General features: G+C 51.4%; 15 protein-coding genes. 8 read left to right on the top strand and 7 right to left on the bottom strand.

Annotated features, from left to right (window positions below):
• The 3 genes from HFD95_RS09040 to HFD95_RS09030 form a co-directional block, all read right to left on the bottom strand.
• On the bottom strand, positions 1–2,762 hold a 2,762-nt coding region (locus tag HFD95_RS09040; protein WP_167430142.1), incomplete at its 3' end, for a BapA prefix-like domain-containing protein.
• Positions 2,763–3,369: 607 nt separating this feature from the next.
• Positions 3,370–4,587, bottom strand: coding sequence for a cupin domain-containing protein (locus tag HFD95_RS09035; protein ID WP_060678886.1), 1,218 nt, complete (start codon positions 4,585–4,587; stop codon positions 3,370–3,372).
• Positions 4,588–5,141: 554 nt separating this feature from the next.
• On the bottom strand, positions 5,142–5,930 hold the full coding sequence (locus tag HFD95_RS09030) for an enhanced serine sensitivity protein SseB C-terminal domain-containing protein (RefSeq protein ID WP_010246741.1): 789 nt from the start codon (positions 5,928–5,930) through the stop codon (positions 5,142–5,144).
• A 439-nt stretch (positions 5,931–6,369) separates the two neighbouring features.
• Here HFD95_RS09030 and HFD95_RS09025 point away from each other — a divergent pair, with 439 nt between their 5' ends.
• The 4 genes from HFD95_RS09025 to eptA all read left to right on the top strand — a co-directional run bounded on the left by HFD95_RS09025 (position 6,370) and on the right by eptA (position 11,179).
• The gene (locus tag HFD95_RS09025) at positions 6,370–6,978 is read left to right on the top strand and encodes a dTMP kinase (RefSeq protein ID WP_167423246.1); all 609 of its coding nucleotides are present in this window, start codon (positions 6,370–6,372) and stop codon (positions 6,976–6,978) included.
• Positions 6,979–7,309: 331 nt separating this feature from the next.
• A complete protein-coding gene (locus tag HFD95_RS09020) occupies positions 7,310–8,623 on the top strand; it encodes an FAD-binding oxidoreductase (RefSeq protein ID WP_167430141.1) in 1,314 nt (437 codons plus the stop codon).
• A gap of 15 nt (positions 8,624–8,638) precedes the next feature.
• Positions 8,639–9,013, top strand: a complete 375-nt coding sequence (locus HFD95_RS09015) for an NmrA family transcriptional regulator (RefSeq protein ID WP_167430140.1) — start codon at positions 8,639–8,641, stop codon at positions 9,011–9,013.
• A gap of 516 nt (positions 9,014–9,529) precedes the next feature.
• Positions 9,530–11,179 (top strand): phosphoethanolamine transferase EptA, encoded by a 1,650-nt coding sequence (eptA, locus tag HFD95_RS09010; protein WP_167430139.1) that lies wholly within the window; start codon positions 9,530–9,532, stop codon positions 11,177–11,179.
• 290 nt (positions 11,180–11,469) lie between these two features.
• Here eptA and HFD95_RS09005 read toward each other — a convergent pair whose 3' ends face one another.
• Complete coding sequence (locus HFD95_RS09005) at positions 11,470–12,216, bottom strand: NADPH-dependent F420 reductase (RefSeq protein WP_167430138.1); 747 nt, start codon at positions 12,214–12,216, stop codon at positions 11,470–11,472.
• Between the two features lie 100 nt (positions 12,217–12,316).
• Between HFD95_RS09005 and HFD95_RS09000 the strand changes: the two genes are divergently transcribed.
• Positions 12,317–12,685: a helix-turn-helix domain-containing protein gene (locus HFD95_RS09000; protein ID WP_031594296.1), complete on the top strand. Its 369-nt coding sequence runs from the start codon at positions 12,317–12,319 to the stop codon at positions 12,683–12,685.
• Between the two features lie 208 nt (positions 12,686–12,893).
• Here the strand turns inward: HFD95_RS09000 and HFD95_RS08995 are convergent, their stop codons facing one another.
• The gene (locus HFD95_RS08995; RefSeq protein ID WP_010670611.1) at positions 12,894–13,346 is read right to left on the bottom strand and encodes a nuclear transport factor 2 family protein; all 453 of its coding nucleotides are present in this window, start codon (positions 13,344–13,346) and stop codon (positions 12,894–12,896) included.
• A 145-nt stretch (positions 13,347–13,491) separates the two neighbouring features.
• On the opposite strand from HFD95_RS08995, the gene HFD95_RS08990 reads away from it, so the two are divergent.
• The gene (locus HFD95_RS08990) at positions 13,492–14,073 is read left to right on the top strand and encodes a TetR/AcrR family transcriptional regulator (protein ID WP_010246759.1); all 582 of its coding nucleotides are present in this window, start codon (positions 13,492–13,494) and stop codon (positions 14,071–14,073) included.
• Positions 14,074–14,321: 248 nt separating this feature from the next.
• Here the strand turns inward: HFD95_RS08990 and HFD95_RS08985 are convergent, their stop codons facing one another.
• On the bottom strand, positions 14,322–15,401 hold the full coding sequence (locus HFD95_RS08985; protein ID WP_029519583.1) for a zinc-binding dehydrogenase: 1,080 nt from the start codon (positions 15,399–15,401) through the stop codon (positions 14,322–14,324).
• Positions 15,402–15,504: 103 nt separating this feature from the next.
• On the opposite strand from HFD95_RS08985, the gene HFD95_RS08980 reads away from it, so the two are divergent.
• The gene (locus HFD95_RS08980) at positions 15,505–16,275 is read left to right on the top strand and encodes a helix-turn-helix transcriptional regulator (RefSeq protein ID WP_167430137.1); all 771 of its coding nucleotides are present in this window, start codon (positions 15,505–15,507) and stop codon (positions 16,273–16,275) included.
• A 98-nt stretch (positions 16,276–16,373) separates the two neighbouring features.
• Here the strand turns inward: HFD95_RS08980 and HFD95_RS08975 are convergent, their stop codons facing one another.
• Positions 16,374–16,799: a RidA family protein gene (locus HFD95_RS08975; RefSeq protein ID WP_033768711.1), complete on the bottom strand. Its 426-nt coding sequence runs from the start codon at positions 16,797–16,799 to the stop codon at positions 16,374–16,376.
• A 141-nt stretch (positions 16,800–16,940) separates the two neighbouring features.
• Between HFD95_RS08975 and HFD95_RS08970 the strand changes: the two genes are divergently transcribed.
• Positions 16,941–17,537 (top strand): TetR/AcrR family transcriptional regulator, encoded by a 597-nt coding sequence (locus HFD95_RS08970; protein WP_033779998.1) that lies wholly within the window; start codon positions 16,941–16,943, stop codon positions 17,535–17,537.
• Positions 17,538–17,653 lie beyond the last annotated feature (116 nt).

Raw genomic sequence — 17,653 nt, 5'->3', positions numbered from 1 at the left:
TCCAGCACGCCAAACGACAGGAAGTTGCCGCCCTGGGAAAGCTCCGACGCGCTGATTTCCGCGCGCCAGCTGCCATCTGCCTCTACCACGGCATAATTCCAGTGGAAGGTATCAGAAACCTGCACCGCAAAAGTCTTAAGCGGCAGCGGCGCTTCAAGCGTGCCGCTGATAACGTACCAGGTCTGACCGTCATGCTGTACCGCATCCGCCAGCGTGATGTCGTTAACGGTGACTTTCGGGTTGCTGCTGTTGTAGTGGGTAATCAGCAGCAGATTCTGGCTGAGGCTGGTACTGTTTCCATTCAGATCCGTTGCGCTGACCTGAATGGTGTGGTTGCCGTCCTTGATAGTTTTCACGTCGCTGTCAGAGAGCTGAACCTGCCACTGATTCTGATAGACACTGCCCTGCCAGGTTCTGCCGTCAAGGGTCAGTTCAACCGGCGTGCCGGAGGGAAGATGGGCGGCGGTGCCGGTGAAGATAATGCCGTATATCCCCTCCTGGTAACTGACCGCATTGTCGCCGGTGATCGGATCAAGGGTCAGCTGCGGCAACGCCTCAGTAGCGAAGATTTGCACACCTGCTGAGGCATAACCTTTGTTGCCCGCTTCGTCGGTTGTTTCAGCAATGGCACGGTAGCTCCCTTCCTCCATTCTCTGCAGCGTTTCCGCGGGAACTGAGAACTGCCACTGGCCATTTTGATCGACGATGCCGCTCCAGTGGGAGGCCCCAAAACTAACCTCAATCGTGCTGCCGGCTTCGCCTCTGCCGGAGATCACCAGCGGGCTGCTGATTTCATGACTGTCGATCACCCCGTCCCCTGCCAGTGTATTAATCGTGACAAGAGGATCCTGCGTATCGGTAATAAACGTCGTCTCCGTGATACCGGACTGGCCCCAGCGATCGGTGGCGGTCAGCGTAACAGAATGACTCCCCTCGGCTAAATCTGCTTCCATCAGCTGCCCGGTGGAGAGTGAGACAAGCCAGTTGCCCAGACTGTCCACAGCGCCCGCATAGTGAACACCATCTACGGTCAGATCGATCTTCTGGCCCGCCCCGGTCACACCAGTGGAGCCGCTCAGCGTAACAGGCTCGAAGCGTTCATGTGCGTTCATAAACCCGTCGACAAACGGCGTCTCTATAGTCGGCTGTGGCGGGATAGCGTCTGATGGCGGTGCTGACGCCTCTACGGTAATGACTTTGTTTGCGGTGGTCGTACCGCCAACGCTGTTTTCAAAGGTTACGCTGATGTGGTTAGACCCTACCGGCAGCACCTGCAGATCGGCAGACGGCAGGGTAACACTCCAGCTGCCGTCAGCGGCCAGCGTTGTGGTATAGGTCTGACCGTTCAGCATTATGGTCAGCGTGCTCTCTGCGGCGAGGTTCGCTGTGGTGCCGCTGAACGTCTGTGGGGAGAGCTTCTCCTCAGCGCTTAACACGCCGTCACCAGTAAAACTGTTAATGGTTAAAGAAGGGGGCGTGCTGACAGGCGGAATCGGCGTGCCACCATCCGTTGGATTGTCATCGATAACCGGCGGAACCCCATTGCCGCCTTCAACGGGCGTAATAAGGTCGGCTGTGACATTGCCACTCTGCTCAAACCAGTTTCCGGCACCGTCCAGCACGCCAAACGACAGGAAGTTGCCGCCCTGGGAAAGCTCCGACGCGCTGATTTCCGCGCGCCAGCTGCCATCTGCCTCTACCACGGCATAATTCCAGTGGAAGGTATCAGAAACCTGCACCGCAAAAGTCTTAAGCGGCAGCGGCGCTTCAAGCGTGCCGCTGATAACGTACCAGGTCTGACCGTCATGCTGGACCGCATCCGCCAGCGTGATGTCGTTAACGGTGACTTTCGGGTTGCTGCTGTTGTAGTGGGTAATCAGCAGCAGATTCTGGCTGAGGCTGGTACTGTTTCTATTCAGATCCGTTGCACTGACCTGAATGGTATAGTTGCCATCCTTGATAGTTTTCACGTCGCTGTCAGAGAGCTGAACCTGCCACTGATCCTGGTAGACGCTGCCCTGCCAGGTTCTGCCGTCAAGGGTCAGTTCAACCGGCGTGCCGGAGGGGAGATGGGCGGCGGAGCCGGTGAAGATAATGCCGTATATCCCCTCCTGGTAACTGACCGCATTGTCGCCGGTAACCGGATCAAGAGTCAGCGCCGGTAATGGAATGGCGCTGGCCTTCATAGCGTCGGAGGTGGCGGGGGCATCTGAAGCTGTTGCTGACTCAACCTGGGGCGTAAGCGTTAAGGTTGAATCAGCTTCGCTGGTCGTCGCCCTCAGGGCGACAGCTGCTCCGTTTAACGGCGTGCCTGACGGGATCAGAATCTGGCTTTGGGTAGACTCTACGATTGATAACGCGGGATCTGACTCTGGACTGGCAGGGAATGGCATTGGAGTTGTTGCAGAAGCTGGAGATTGCCAGACAGGTGTCAGCGTGGTGACAGTCTGAGCATCGCCGGAAACGTCTGTGCTGAACTGTGCCTCCTGAAATAAACTTCCCTGCTGGAAAAGCATTTTACTCTGCTGGCCTGCAACCTCAGTAAAGAAATTCTGATAGCGAAGCGTATCGCTCTCGTGCAGGTTAAGAATGAGATCGTCACCCTGTTTCTGAAAAGAAGAAATCTGAGAAGGTGAGCTTTGCAGCGTGATAAGAGCGGGTTCGCTCAGAATAGATTGTGATTTTCCTTCAGTGGACTGAGACAATGGGTGACCGCTTTTCAGCGATATGACCGTGGCGCGGCCCGTTCCTGAAAATGCCATGGAAATCTCCTTATATACCAGTTATTAAGTAGGCAATGCCATTGGAAATAAAGCGACGCTTTACTTATTTCAGGCACGCAACGGCCAGCGCCAATAAAGGTGCTGAGGCAGAGCCGGCACTCAACGCATTAAACGCAATTCGTAGCAACAATAAAGGGCATAACCACAGCCAGATTAAATATTCGGTTTTGAAAACAGATTATTTCTGCTGGCAAAATAAAAAGTACCATTCTTTGCAAGAGTCCGGGCATCGGCTCAATTAACCTTTACTGACTTCAACGACGTATTGTCAGGAAAAAGTGAATAGTTGATGCTGGATAGACATAAGCTAAACTTCGTTTTCATGTCTGGCTACCAGGTAAAATCTGGAAATGTCCCCTGTTAATAGCAGATGCTTCCTGATGATTTAACTGCCCTGCTGTCTCAGTTTATTAACGACCTCCTCATCCCTGTAAGAGCAATGCTGATGCTATTGCACCATTTTAAGTGGCAGGTGGGAAATTGCATTACCGATATACGTGTCCGCTTTATGCTAAAAGCGGACACTTTAATTTAAACAGGAATAAGTCAGCGTCAATCCTTATTAATCAGGTAACGACTGAACCAGTTACTTCACCACCGGGTTCTTTTTAAGTGAAAGCATGTTCATAAACTCTTCATCCAGATGCAGGTGTTGCCGGACAAGTTCTGGTGGTGTACTGGCGAGCCACTGGTTAAGCGAAATATCGGCATAGTAATCACTTTTAAAAAGTTCTAGAAAACGCAGTGGTCCCTTACCGGTATTTTCGATGTAGTGTCCCATAGCAAAAGGAACATATCCCACATCGCCGGCGCGGTAGTCAAAAGTCCTTGCCTGACCGGATGATGCAAAGACCCCCATCCGCCCCTCTCCTTCAAGGTAATACTGCCATTCATCATTGTTAGGATGCCAGTGCAGCTCGCGCAGTCCGCCTGGCTCAATTTCTACCAGTGCGGCAGCAATCGTTTTTGAAACCGGAAAATTGGATGAATCCGTAATCCTGACGGTTCCTCCCGGCGCGCGTACCGGATCCTGAGCCAGCATCTTGTGGGTAAAGCGGATTTTCGACTTCACCCCGCCTTTTATACTGTCTGATACCAGGCTGCCCGGAACGTTGCCGGCAAAAATGTACTCATCATCAGGTGAAGGCAGGTGAGAAAATGAAGATACCGGAACCCTGAAGTTTTTGGCGAGAATTTCCGGGGGAATATGCCTGAACCAGTCTGACAGCAGAAAAGTGCTATCCTCATCAAAATTTCCGTCGTCAAAAGCCAGTAAAAATTCACAGCCGTCGGGACCGAGACCCTGAATCGAATGGGGAATACCGGGCGGAAAATACCATAGGTCACCTGCAGCGATATCATCAACAAACCATCCTCCGCTGGCGTCAAAAGCGGTAATCCGCGCGTTGCCATAAGTCATGTAAGCCCACTCCCCCTCTTTATGCCAGTGCAGTTCGCGAATACCTCCGGCATTGAGGCGCATGTCCACACCCGCAATCGTCGTAGATATGCCCAGCTCCCGCTGCGTCACCTGACGCGTCCAGCCACCGCTTCCCTTGCGTACGTGCGCATCACTGAAAGAAAAGTGAAGGTTTGGCAGCGTTCCGCTGTCGGTAACGGGCGGATTTACGATGTCCGGACTTTCAGCCTCACGAATAGGGTCATGTGGTCCGGGATCTCGTCCTCCGCTCCCTGCCGGAAACGTCTTTACGCCGTTGTCATGTGCCATGGCCTGACCCGCCGCAAGCGCGACCGTTCCTCCTGCCGCAAAAGCCATAAAATGTCTTCTTGTCAGTGTTTTCATATTCATCCCTCTTAATAATCTTTTTATAAACGGTATTATTTTTGTTACCGCCATAAAGTTATAAGCGGGCTGAATGCGGAGGGAAAAACAACTTTGTAACACTGTGGAAAGAGTGCATCTTTCACGCAAATAGTAAAGATAATTGAATGTATTAAGAAAGATTAATGTTGTTTAATCAACGTATAGTTATAAAGGGATTATCCTGTGCATAAGCGCACTAATCGTCAATTAATGTGGGTCTTTTTGATTTTCATTTACCCGGTGATCGGTAACTGCTGATAAGAATTTTTACGAATTGAGGGGTTTAACGAGGCCTGAGCCTTTGATCCGTGAGCTTTCACGCACGTACTCAGATAGACGAGGCGCATGTGCAGGGCCGCTCTGTTACGCCTGATTAAGCCCGAAGCGTAAAGTCCACTCCTCACTCATAGCGGACATAGATAAATCCGCCCTGGATCACCTATTTCAGTCACTATCACTGGCACTGTTGAAACCGGAGATCAAAGTCACCCCCGATTTACTACGCTGGTTACAAGACAACATTCAGAAGCCGTTCAGCGTCCAAACATGCCCTTTAGTTTTTGCTTCATGCTCCGCACATAGAATGGCGTAAACTGCGACCTGATATGTGAGTCCAGACCTTTGTCGTTCTGGCCAAGGCGCATCAGATCCACCGCCTGCCCATCCGGAGAGGTATCCGCTGCGACAAGACCCGCACCACGCATCACCTCTTGCACATCACCGCTCATTTCCACCCCCACCAGATAATGCGGTTTATCATCGACTGACGGGTCGTGCATTAAAACCAGGAATGCACGGCTGACCCCGGGACATTTTGCAAACCAGGCTGATAACTCTTTCAGAAGCCTGTCCGGAACAACGGCAGGTACTCCCACTAATACCTGTGTTTCTTCCTCAACCACCCTTGTCTGCGGCAGGCGACCCGTTCCTTCCGCCAGCATGGCTTCTATTTCTTCCGGCACAAACTCCTTTCCGTAATCCGACCTGGGATTAAGAAACACACCCTCTCCCCGCGTCATTTCAAAAAAGGCTCTGGCAGGCAACTTCATGTATTTACTTTCCTGGCTGATGGCGCGCTGCAGGGTGGCAAGCGAGCTGAATACCGGAATGACAGGCGTTCCATCCGGTTTTTCCCAGTGCTGAATCGAGATATTCTCACCCGCCTTTAGTTCGACCTCACCATCACCCGTTGCCCCTCCGGAACTACCCAGGACGTAAAGCGATGAATCTAACAGTACCCGGTAAAACTCAGGTCGTTCTGCTGGATGATCGGCCGCCAGTTTTAAAGCAGTCTCCAGTTTGATTTCCCTTTCGTCAGACATTTAACCACCTTAGGCAGGATTGGATTAGGATCAATTTAACAAGGGCTTATGAGCATAATATAGATAATTTCTACTCGCCAGATTCCTGCACGTACCGGGGGACTGCCTTTGAGGGCTCGTTATTGCGATTAAGGACATGCGTTTGAATGGGTAAATGGCAGAACAGGCACGATCTTTTCCGTTTTCCAGACGCTTCCCTTAAACTACACCGCACAGGCCTCAACTATTAAGCTTATCTGACTAACATCCTGTTCTATAAACTCGTACGTCAGAACCGTTGCCAGCGTGTTCATCAGTGTCTGTTGAAAAATGATGTTCACGCTGACGTGCCTGACGGATCCAGAGAGCGATGTAACTTCAGCAAATAAAACCAGGAAAATAAAATGTTTTTACCGGATGCACGATTCACAAAAATCTTTCCTCACTTCTCATTCCAGGCATGAGTCGTCAGCTGTTTGTTTCTCTGGATGGGCCCAAGGGAACCGGTAAAACCACTCTGCTGGAGTCCATTACGCAAGTGCTAAGAGCAGATAACAGGAAGGTGATTCGACTTAGCGAGCAAAAAAGCGATCCCTTCAGGGCGGAAACAATGGCGCTGGTTAACAGGCTCGCCAGAAATCCCTCAGTGGATCTTGAACGGGAAATTTGTGAACGTTTTGCCGTTAGCCGAGCCTGGATTTCACAGAATGTACTCACTAATCAGCCCGGGAACTGCATTATCCTGATGGATCGCTGGTATCCGTCAGATGCCGCGTTTCGGCGGCTGGTGCCCTTTGCAGAGATTTTGCAGCAAAATATTGAACTCAACGTGCGAGTACCAGACCTGCATGTCGGGGTGATCACCGCACCTGAAATTTCATGGGAACGAGCCGCGGCACGATCGCGTGGGCTGGGGAGTACAGTGATTCACCGGCTGGAAGAGCATGTCGCTTGCACCAGAGCGTTCGAGCAGGAGATGACCAACCACGGCTGGTTTTTATGTCGCAATGAAGGAACCGTAGAAGAGGCAACGATGCAGGTCATTGCTGAAATCTATAAAACGCTTTGATGCCCTACAGTTATCCGTTTCAGGGGCGGATTTCTACTCGAAATTGCCAGTTAACAGCGCGACCTGTTCCGTTTCGCTCTCCCCTGCTCGCGCTTTATGAATACCGCTTTGCAGATCACTGGTTTCGGTCTTTGACACCAGCAAATAAAACACATAACAGTCGCGTTATCATCTCTTCTTCGAAAATTCGTGCCACCTTTGGTTGTTAACTCAAAAATCATCCACCTGAATTTTACTTGTCTGAAATCAACAATAATCAGATTACCGCTGGCACAGATATCCCGCTTTAACTTATAAAATTGCTTTATTTTTCATATAAGGGCACAGGGAATTGCGCTACGCATCGATACCATTTAATCACAATCAACTGGGCTGGCCTGCGGGTGAGCATTGTTTTACGCCGCAGCCCATGCTGCGAGAGGATATCACTGCCGACTGGGTTATCGTCGGCGCGGGATTTTCAGGTGTTGCCTTTGCGCGCCGCCTGGCTGAAATCAATCCTGGCCTGAAAATTATCATCGTCGACGCGCACAGCACACGGGAAAGCGCATCGGCACGTAATTCCGGGTTTGTTATCGGTCTGCCTCATAATATTGGCAGTTCGACCGCTGAATTAAAAAAGACCAACGCTTACCGTAACCTGCTTCAGGAAGGCATTCGTCAGCTGGAGCAGGTTATTTCTCAGCACCATCTTCATTGCGACTGGGAACAGGTCGGTAAATATCACTGCCAGGCTGAACGTGGCAGTGATCGTATTTTAAAAGAGTACGCCAGCCAGCTCGATTTAATGGATGAGCCATGGCAGATGTCAGACAGCGAGGAGCTTTACCTTAAACTCGGCACGCGCTTTTACAGCAAAGGGATATACACACCTGGCTGTGTGCTGGTTAATCCGGCGCAGTTGATCTCCGGGCTAAACCACTATTTACCTGAAAATATTCAACGCTTCGATAATACGCCAGTGCTGGGGATTCGCTACGGCAGCATGGCTGAAGTGCTGACACCGTTTGGCATCATCAAAACGCCAAAGGTGATGCTGGCCACCAACGCATTATCGCCAGAGTTGCGGCCAGGACTTTCGCGTCAGGCAGCAATGGCGACCTTCGCCAGCATTACCGATCCGCTGACCGATGAACAACTGGCTACCCTGCCCCCCATGCAGAGCTGGGGGCTTACGCCGGTTAATGCGATTGCCGGTGCAACCTTCCGTTTTACCTCAGACCGCCGTTTCCTGATTCGCCAGCACGTGATACCCGCACTCAGCGGTCAGGTAAATGCCGCAGAGACCTGGCAGGCAACCCAGCTGCATCAGCGCTTATTTCATAAAGTCTATCCGACCCTCGGCAGCGTAAAGCTAACCCACACCTGGTCCGGCACCATCAGCGTTACGCGAAACAGCGCGCCTGAATGGGGCATGCTGAACAAATTTATCTGTACGGCGGGTGGCTGTAACGGCGCAGGTGTCTCAAAACAGACCGTAGCGGGCAGTCTGCTGGCAGATTACATGATGAAACAGGACAACCCGCATATCGCGGATATGCTGTCGCTGGGCAAGGCCAGTTTCATGCCGCCATCGCCGGCGCTGGATATCGGCATAAAACTGTCACTGATGAAAGAGCGTTATCTGGGCCGTAAAGAGGTCTGATAATTCGTAACTGTAATGGTCGATACACGGGATATTGCTGAAGTGGCGGCAATTGAACTGATAAGGCGCGACCAGGCCAGCGAAGAATTACCGGTCGAAACGCTCAATCTCGTGGGGCCGGATACGCTCAACGGAGAAGAGGCAGCAGCAGCCTGGCAACAGCTTCTGGGCCGTCCGGTAATTTATGGAGGAGATAATCCGGATGTATTCGAAGCCAATATGGCGGAGTTTATGCCGCGCTGGATGGCGTATGAAATGCGGCTGATGGCTGAACGTTACGTCAGTGATGGGATGATTCCACAAGAGGGCGACCGGGAACGTCTGGTCACCCTGCTTGGCCGCCCACTGCATACCTATCGTGACTTTATTACCGCACTCGCCGGAGAGTAATCTGGATCTCTCAGGCTTAAGGACAAGCCTGTAGAGCAATGCTGCGCATGCTAACTATTACGATGCACCACTTTCAGTTGGGGAATTCAGCGGCTCATAGATTGTACTGAGCAGTATCAACTGGTACTGACACAATTTATTCTGTGAGTGCCTGTTCTTATCTTCGGCGACAGCTGCTCTCTGGCGTCTCAATTATCTCACGCCCCTATCTTATCCTTTTCAGCATCTTCACCGTAAAAGTGTGAACCCGACCACATAATAGAAAAGTTAACCGCACAAACTGTAGCAAAAGGTTAATTTTTACTTAACATTCACAATTATGAACCCTTTCTTTCCCAGGCACCTGTCATGCTCAGACCATCATCAAGTGAATGTTTTACAGTGGTAATTTCTATGATCATAGTCATTAGCTTCTTCTACCTGTGGTTCACAGCACATGAATTTTATTAATTATCACTAATCAATTCAGAAATAATCTGTATTGGCTCAATTTTTTCAAGGTTACGGAATACCTTTATGCCACGATTCACAATCAGTCAGCCCGTGATGCACCGCGTTACGTTTATTATATTATTCTCAATTTATATCTCGGTTTTTCTCAATCTCGCCTTTTACCGGCAGGCATATTCACTTATACCGCTAAATGAGCTTAAAAATATTCTTTTTTTGTTCTCCATGCCCCTTGTGGCTTTTAGCGTCATCAATATTGTGGTGACTATTGCCTCATTTCTCTGGCTGGACAGGATAACCATTGCACTATTTATCTTTGTCTCTGCCACGGCTCAGTACTTTATTCAGCACTATGGCATCATTCTTGACCGTTCAATGATCACCAACATGGTGGATACCACGCCAGCAGAAAGCATGGCGCTGCTGACGCCTAAGATGATAGTGGTAATATTTTTTACCGGCATTTTTATGGCTGTACTTGCCTTCTGGCCCGCGTTTAAAAAGTCGGTTCCGGTGTGGAAAGGAGTGCTTGAGCGCGCTTTAAGTCTGGTGATTTCTGTTGTGTTGATAGCCGTGATAGCCATGTTGTTTTATAAGGATTACGCCTCACTGTTTCGTAATAATCACGAGCTGGTGAAATCCCTGAGTCCGTCTAATTTTATTGCCGCCTCGCTCTCTTACTATAATCACCGCGAGCGGGCGAATCTTCCCCTGGTGAAAATAGGCGAAGATGCGCATCAACCCCCCCACATGCTGAACGGCCCTAAAAAAAACCTGACGATTCTGGTTGTGGGTGAAACGTCACGCGCCGCCAATTTTTCTCTGGGAGGTTATTCACGGCCAACCAATCCACTGCTGGCGGAAGATGACGTCGTCTATTTTCCTGACGTCTCCTCCTGTGGCACATCCACGGCGGTCTCCGTTCCCTGCATGTTCTCGAATATGCCGCGCAAGCACTACGATGATGCCCTGGCCAGTCATCAGGAGGGGCTACTGGATATTATTCAGCGTGCAGGTCTGAGCGTTTTATGGAATGAGAACGATGCGGGATGCAAAGGGGCCTGCGAAAGGATCCCTAATCAGGATATGACAGCCCTGAATCTTCCGGGAATGTGTATTAAAGGCGAGTGCTATGATGAGGTGCTTTTCCATGGTCTGGAGGAGTATATCAAACAGCTTCAGGGGAATGGTCTTATCGTGTTGCATACAATAGGCAGCCACGGGCCAACCTACAACCATCGTTACCCCCCGGCGTTCCGCAAATTCACGCCCACCTGTGAAACAAATCAGATTCAGGAGTGTTCTCAGGACCAGCTGATTAATACTTATGACAACACCATCCTGTATGCGGATTATATCGTCGACAAAGCGATTGAATTACTCAAAGCCCATCAGGACGAGTTTACGACAAGCCTGGTTTATCTTTCCGATCATGGTGAGTCGCTGGGAGAGAAAGGTGTCTATCTGCATGGCCTGCCCTATGCTATCGCGCCTGAAGCCCAGACTCGCGTGCCGCTGCTTATCTGGCTTTCGCCCGATTACCAGCAGCGTTATGCCGTGGACTACAAGTGCCTGAGCCAGCAAGCCACCACGCAAAAATATTCTCAGGACAACCTTTTCTCAACCATGCTGGGCATTACAGGTGTTCAGACCCGGGAATATGTCAGTTCTGACGATATAGTGGCGTCATGCAGAAATAAGTCGGGTCAAAAATGAGAGTGATAAAGCCCCGGAACGGGGCTTTAATCTGACAGGACGATATCTGAATAATCAGAAGGGCCGGGGGATAAACCGTTGGCCGTCGATTATCACAGTCAGGTTTGCTCAGAGATTTCTCTCACCTGAACGACACAGTGTGGCTATCTGATATTGATTAAAGCGAACCCGAGCCAAGCCTCACCGGCATCGTGATCGTGACAAGTCCAGCAAGGAATGCAAAACTCAGTGAAATATTCAGTCACCTTAGCCAGATCATCAACGCAGACAGATTATTCTTCCCAGGAAATTTAAACCGGCCAGTTTATGGCACGGTTATTTTCAATAATATCCTGATGAGAGGGCGCATCACCCAGCGTCGCGAAACTGGCATAAAGCTGTGGCAGCCGGGTCAGCCCTTCGCCCTTTCTGGCCAACGCCAGAGCTCGCAGCATTACGGGCGCTTCCCAGTCACAGCAGTAACAAGGTGTGCAGGGCTGCTGACGCCATGATTCAGCGATAGTCCCAGAGAACACAGGATCAAAACCGGTGTCGTTAATCAGTGACATGGCCGTCTGCACACCATCAGGATGATCTCCCGCTACGGCAACTGCCAGACGACCCCGACTTCCCTGCGGCTGGCCCAGATCGGCGAGCGAGTCGGCAAGGATGTTATTAAAAGCTTTAACCACAGGGTGCCCGATTTGCTCCTGAACCCATTCGCTTTCGGTCTGCCCATTATCCAGTGCAGTAATCGGTGCATCGCGCAGGCCAGGATAGTAGTTGCTGGTGTCGATCACCGGGACATGGGATGGAAGGTGATCGAAAAGCCCATCAGGCAGGCTGCTAAGTGCCGGCAGCGGAATGGAGAGAATCACGGCTTCAACGTCTGTAACCGCTCCCCTGATGTCTGTGGGTTCTGCATTAATTTCACCCGCGAAATCACGCACGCCATCAATTCCGCGTGAGTTAGAGATTTTTACCTTGTGCCCCGCTTCACTAAGCTTACGTGCCAGGGTACCACCGATATTACCTGTGCCAATTATGCCGATTTTCATATTTCGCTCCTGATTCTGTGATGAAGTGAGATACCCTATATATTCACTGAATAAACAACAAGAACCGACAAAATAGTGGGTTACTAACCTGAAGGTAAGTATGGAAAGAGACTGGCGTTGTGATATTCCGGAGCAACGACTGGTGTGGGCTCAGGCTACCACCGAGGCGCTGAAGATTATTGAAGGAAAATGGAAGACAATTATTATCTGTCAGCTTTTCGCCGCTAAAGGCCCGCTGCGCTTTTCAGAGCTGGAGCGCCGGATTGAGGGCGTAAATCAAAAAATGCTGATCCAGCAGCTTAAGCAACTGGAACAGGATGGCATCGTGACACGCACGGTGTATCCCGAAGTCCCTCCGCGTGTTGAGTACTCACTTACCGATCTGGGAAAAGCGCTTGGGCCATCAATGACTGCTCTGATTGACTGGGCCTTCCTGCGTCGTGAAACGCTGGGGCTTGATGGCTCCTGAAGCTCGCATTTCAACCCAGTTATACCGATGTGGCTGAGCGCAGAAAACGCTTAAAATATCTTCTCAGGCACGTCGATTTACTTAACATGAGTATGAGCTTAAACGCTTCAGGAACCGCGCCAAGAGTGCAAAGAGCTCGATAGTGATTGCACAGGTTAGCAGCTGCGTCAGCATGGAGATCCATCCTGAACGCATGTCACTTCACCAATCAGATGTCATCTGAACGGGTCATGCCGACCGCTGGCCACAAAAATCGCTCTTCATGCGTGCTGTTGAAATCGGGATCGGTATAGATGTGAAGCCGCTTAATTTTAAGCCCATCGAACTGGAAAACGTTACAGTAACGGCCTTCAGAGCGATCCTTTACAGGCCAGGGCGTTCCGTTAGCGCTGATTCCACTCTCAAACCCTTCAACGACAACATGATCGCCCGCAACCAGAATATTCATCCGCTCGAAGTCGTGCTCGATCTTTTGCAGGGTGCTCATCATTCCCTGAGCGGCGCGAGCCACTTCAGCTTTTCCGTATCCCACACCGAACTTTGGAAAGTAGATCTGAATGTCGTCTGTCAGAAGATCCATCATTGACGAATCGCCCGAGTCAAGTTTGCGAAAATAGTCCTTAACAACGGCAACGCGCTGGTTTTGCTGCTCTTCGTTCATGCTCTTCCCTTCTCTGTTTCGGGCCAGACGCTATCATCTGCGCCAGCAAAAAAAATTCAATACTGGTCGTTACAGTATTATTACTACAGAGTTGGACGCAGCCCGTCAATTTTTTTATAATGACCGTTATAGAATCGGAGGGTAAATGGGAAGACATCGCGAATTTGACGCGGAGGTCGCTTTAGAAGCAGCCCTGGTGGTGTTCTGGAAAAACGGTTACGAAGGCACCTCCTTTGATGACCTGACACGTGCGACGGGCGTTGCGCGTCCGAGTCTTTACGCCACCTTTGGAAACAAAGAGAGCCTTTTCCGTAAAGCGCTGGAGAGATATGAAGTCAGATATATGGCTTTTATGACCGGAGCACTCCAGGAACCAAACGTTCATGATGCGGTGCGACTCATTCTTAATGGCATGCTGGATACTCACACGCTCGGTGGTGAATGCCGGGGATGTCTCGGTATTAATGGCGCTCTGGCATGTTCAGAGGGGGCTGAGACCATTCGCCAGGAATTGATCACTCGCCGCATTGGCTCGGAGACGGCTTTGCTGGAGAGGCTCAAACGTGCAAAGCACGAGGGCGAGCTTTCTTCATCCGCTGATTGTGAAATGTTAGCTAAATACCTTATGACTATAGCGCAGGGCATGGCTGTTCAGGCCAAGGCTGGCGTAACGAGAGAGAAACTTCAGCCGATGGTGGATTATGTCGTTTCTGGCTGGTCCCGATGACCCCGGGACACCCTTGTCGCTGATCCAGAAAAACCGGCCATGATGCCCCCAATCTTTTGCATCTTTCCCCACGTGCCGGTTGCATTAAAGGGGAAACCGTATTGATTAACGCTGCGGGAGGCGGCGGTGGACATCTTGCGGTGCAGATTGCTCGATGTAGGGACGCACGGTTTATTGCTGTGGTCTCCGGGCGACATGAAGCCCTGATGCGTGAACCAGGCGCAGAGACCTTTGTTGATTACATAAAGTTATGGACGAACTACCGTCAGTTTAAAGGGGCCACTATTTTCGGCGGCGTGAATAATGGCATGATTAATCTCACTCAGTGTAAATTCCGTTACTGCGTAATGGCTGAGATCCAGCAGTCCTGCCCGGATAAGCCCCACCAGTGTGTAAACAGCTTCATGTTCATACATCCACTGTCCTTTAATCGTGATGAGATTACGCATGATCCACGGATAAGGGAGTGCCAGATCATCGCCGCCCAGCATGCCAACGCCTCCCATCAGCACAGCACGACCATAAGGCCTTACCGACATAATGGCGTTGCGCGCCGCCGATGCCTCAGCTGAAGGCGGGAGCAGGTCGAGCACGGCATCGATTGGCCCACCCGCCGCGCTTTTCATCGCGCTGATATCTTTATCGGCCATGCCGCTCAGCGTGACGGTTTCTATCCGCGAACCAAACCGTTTCCTGAGATCCTGTAAAACCTGCGGGTTGCGTCCGGGTGCAATGACTTTACTGGCACCCATTGCGATAGCGGCCAGAACCGCTGAACTACCGAAATTACCGGTGGCCCCACTTACCAGCACGTTCTCACCGGCTTTAAGCTCCATGGCCAGCAAACCGCCATAAGCCACCAGCAACGTATTGATGGCACACCAGGCTGAGGCGTCAGCAGGATCGATATTACCGATTGGCAGTGCGTTTTCAGTGGGAACACGAATCTGTTCAGCGAAGCTGCCATTCAAATGATACTGCTGGATTTTTTGCCCGCCCTCACCTCGTGCACTCCAGCCCTGCAATACGATTTCAGGTGATTGAGCGTTATCTCTCGATCGGACTGTCGGATCGCAAAAAACCCAGTCGCCGGGTTTAAGCCAGGCCGCATCGGGGCCGGTTTCACGTACCCGACCAATTGCCCCACAGCCGGGAATAACCGGTGGGGGTAAAAGATATTTTCTTTCGCCACTGAATACCTCTCCGGCGTAAGAAAGAATCGGTGCCGCAAAAACATCCACAATCACCTCCCCTGTTCCGAGGATCGGTGGCGGTACATCCTGAATGCTGAGTGGTTTCCCGAACGCTTCGAGCACAGCTGCTTTCATAGTTTCACCCTCATCTTATGTAGAGAAGGTGACTATAAAAGGCCTTAACAGCGGCGAGAATAGACTAATTTTATACAGGTATAAATCACGACCAGGTTAACCCATGCAGCCAAAAAGTGAATTAAGTCATTTCCTGCGTTCCCGCCGCGCTCGCATCAAGCCTGATAACAAGGGATTACGATCAAGTGAAAGGCGTCGCACGCCGGGATTAAGACGCGAAGAAGTCGCGGCCAGGATTGGCGTCAGCACAGAATGGTATACGAAAATCGAACAGGGACGGGTGGAGACGCTCTCTGATCGCATTGTCAGTGCGCTTGGCCGGGCGCTTGAGCTTGATAAAGTTGAAGTACTGCATCTGCAGTCGCTGACCCGCAGGAAATCCGTTCCCGACAACGTCGCGGTCATTACTGAGGGATTGATAAAACTGATTCAGGGCTTAGCAGAACCCGCTTACATTACCAACGCACACTGGGACGTGCTGGTCTGGAACAGCGCAGCAGCAGACCTGATCACAGATTTCAGCCTGTTATCCGATGAAGACAGGAACATCCTGATTTTCATGCTGACCACCTCTGAGGCCCGGACGCTGTTCGGCGAGACATGGCATCAGGAAGCCCAGAGAATGCTGGGTCTGTTTCATGCTGACTACGATCGAAATGCGCACAACCCCGCTTTTCAGTCACTCATTACCCGGCTTGAGCACGAGTGCCAGGAATTCAGCGAATGGTGGAACCAGCATGTCATCGCAGCGCCCGTCTCCGGAGTAAAGTGCCTTACAGGCAAGGATGGCGTGAGGAGAACCTTTAGTTATTCCAGTTTTATGTCGAATGATGCGCACTCGCTGAAGATGTCGATATATGTTCCTGGAGGTTAACATCTCCTCTTCCTCCACCATGTTCATGGCGGGATAGCTGACCGCGTTCGCTATCCCCTTACTACCCGTTTCAGACCTGGCAGATTGCCACTCATGCTTTATGCACTCTGTGACAGGCTCCGTTGGTCCCGTTGATCGGGAATGCGTGCAATCACCTTGATTTCAAAATCAAATCCCGCCAGCCACGTCACACCCACCGCTGTCCAGTTAGGATAAGGAGGCTGCGGAAAAACGCGCTGCTTTATCTGCATGATGGTTTCGAACTGATGCTCCGGATCGGTGTGAAATGTGGTGACATCGATCAGATCGTCAAAGGTACACCCTGCCGCAGCGAGCGTGGCTGCCAGATTCTCAAATGCCCGTTCAACCTGAGCAGCAAAATCAGGCTCCGGCGTGCCGTCGGCACGGCTGCCCACCTGACCTGAGACAAATAGCAGATCGCCTGAGCGGATAGCCGCTGAATAACCATGCTGCTCATAGAGAGCGTGACGATTGGCAGGAAAAATGGGTTCGCGGGTGATCATAGAATTTCCTCAATAGTCTTTAGCGGATTGCAGGATGCAGCGCACACGAGTTTGATTTAATATACGCGGCGTATGTCACATTAATCACACATACGCCGCGTATGTCAATTAATATACCTCGCGTATGTGAAAGGAGAGTGTATGGCCGCTAAACGTCGCGCTGAAACAATGGAAGAGAACCGGGCAAAACTGATTGCAGCAGCACGCACAGCCTTTGCCGAAAAAGGCTTTGCCGCCGCATCAATGGATGAACTGACGGCCAGCGTAGGTCTGACACGCGGGGCGCTCTACCACAATTTTGGTGACAAAAAGGGGCTGCTTGCGGCGGTCGTCGCACAGGTTGATGGCGAAATGGCCCAGCAGGCTAAAGCGGCAGCGTCTGGGGTGAGCGATGCGTGGGAGAAGCTGGTGGCTGAAGGCATCGCCTACATCCGCATGGCAATGGATAACGAAGTACAACGTATTGTGCTGCGCGATGGCCCGGCTTTCCTGGGAGATCCCTCGCAATGGCCCAGCCAGAACAGCTGCCTGGAAGCCACGCGTGAAACGATTACCCGTCTTATCGACAGCGGGATAATGAAGCCGGTCGACGCCGATGCCGCCGCTCATCTGCTGAACAGCGCGGCGCTGAATGCCGCACTGTGGGTCGCTTCCAGCAGCGAGCCGGAAAAGGCGCTGCCAAAGATGATCGACGTGTTCACACAACTGGCAGGCGGCTTGCGCCATAGTGCGATTTAACTCTGAATATTCACCGCTATCCCCGGCGGGCCGTCAGGCAGGCGAATGAAGTGAAGGAACCGCGCAGCGGCGCGAGGACCGCCAGCCCCTGCCCGGCACCAGACTGCGTTATCACC

It is taken from the genome of Pantoea sp. EKM10T, from assembly GCF_011800685.1.
Lineage (GTDB): Bacteria > Pseudomonadota > Gammaproteobacteria > Enterobacterales > Enterobacteriaceae > Pantoea > Pantoea agglomerans.
This window is presented reverse-complemented; position numbering and strand designations above follow the sequence as displayed.

Excerpts from the sequence above, each read along its gene's own strand:
- HFD95_RS08990 (WP_010246759.1), top strand. The coding sequence starts at position 13,492 with ATGGGAAGACATCGCGAATTTGACGCGGAGGTCGCTTTAGAAGCAGCC.
- HFD95_RS09030 (WP_010246741.1), bottom strand. The coding sequence starts at position 5,930 with ATGTCTGACGAAAGGGAAATCAAACTGGAGACTGCTTTAAAACTGGCG.
- HFD95_RS09015 (WP_167430140.1), top strand. The coding sequence starts at position 8,639 with ATGGTCGATACACGGGATATTGCTGAAGTGGCGGCAATTGAACTGATA.
- HFD95_RS08970 (WP_033779998.1), top strand. The coding sequence starts at position 16,941 with ATGGCCGCTAAACGTCGCGCTGAAACAATGGAAGAGAACCGGGCAAAA.
- HFD95_RS08980 (WP_167430137.1), top strand. The coding sequence starts at position 15,505 with ATGCAGCCAAAAAGTGAATTAAGTCATTTCCTGCGTTCCCGCCGCGCT.
- HFD95_RS08985 (WP_029519583.1), bottom strand. The coding sequence starts at position 15,401 with ATGAAAGCAGCTGTGCTCGAAGCGTTCGGGAAACCACTCAGCATTCAG.
- HFD95_RS09025 (WP_167423246.1), top strand. The coding sequence starts at position 6,370 with ATGAGTCGTCAGCTGTTTGTTTCTCTGGATGGGCCCAAGGGAACCGGT.
- eptA (WP_167430139.1), top strand. The coding sequence starts at position 9,530 with ATGCCACGATTCACAATCAGTCAGCCCGTGATGCACCGCGTTACGTTT.
- HFD95_RS08995 (WP_010670611.1), bottom strand. The coding sequence starts at position 13,346 with ATGAACGAAGAGCAGCAAAACCAGCGCGTTGCCGTTGTTAAGGACTAT.
- HFD95_RS09000 (WP_031594296.1), top strand. The coding sequence starts at position 12,317 with ATGGAAAGAGACTGGCGTTGTGATATTCCGGAGCAACGACTGGTGTGG.
- HFD95_RS09005 (WP_167430138.1), bottom strand. The coding sequence starts at position 12,216 with ATGAAAATCGGCATAATTGGCACAGGTAATATCGGTGGTACCCTGGCA.
- HFD95_RS08975 (WP_033768711.1), bottom strand. The coding sequence starts at position 16,799 with ATGATCACCCGCGAACCCATTTTTCCTGCCAATCGTCACGCTCTCTAT.
- HFD95_RS09035 (WP_060678886.1), bottom strand. The coding sequence starts at position 4,587 with ATGAAAACACTGACAAGAAGACATTTTATGGCTTTTGCGGCAGGAGGA.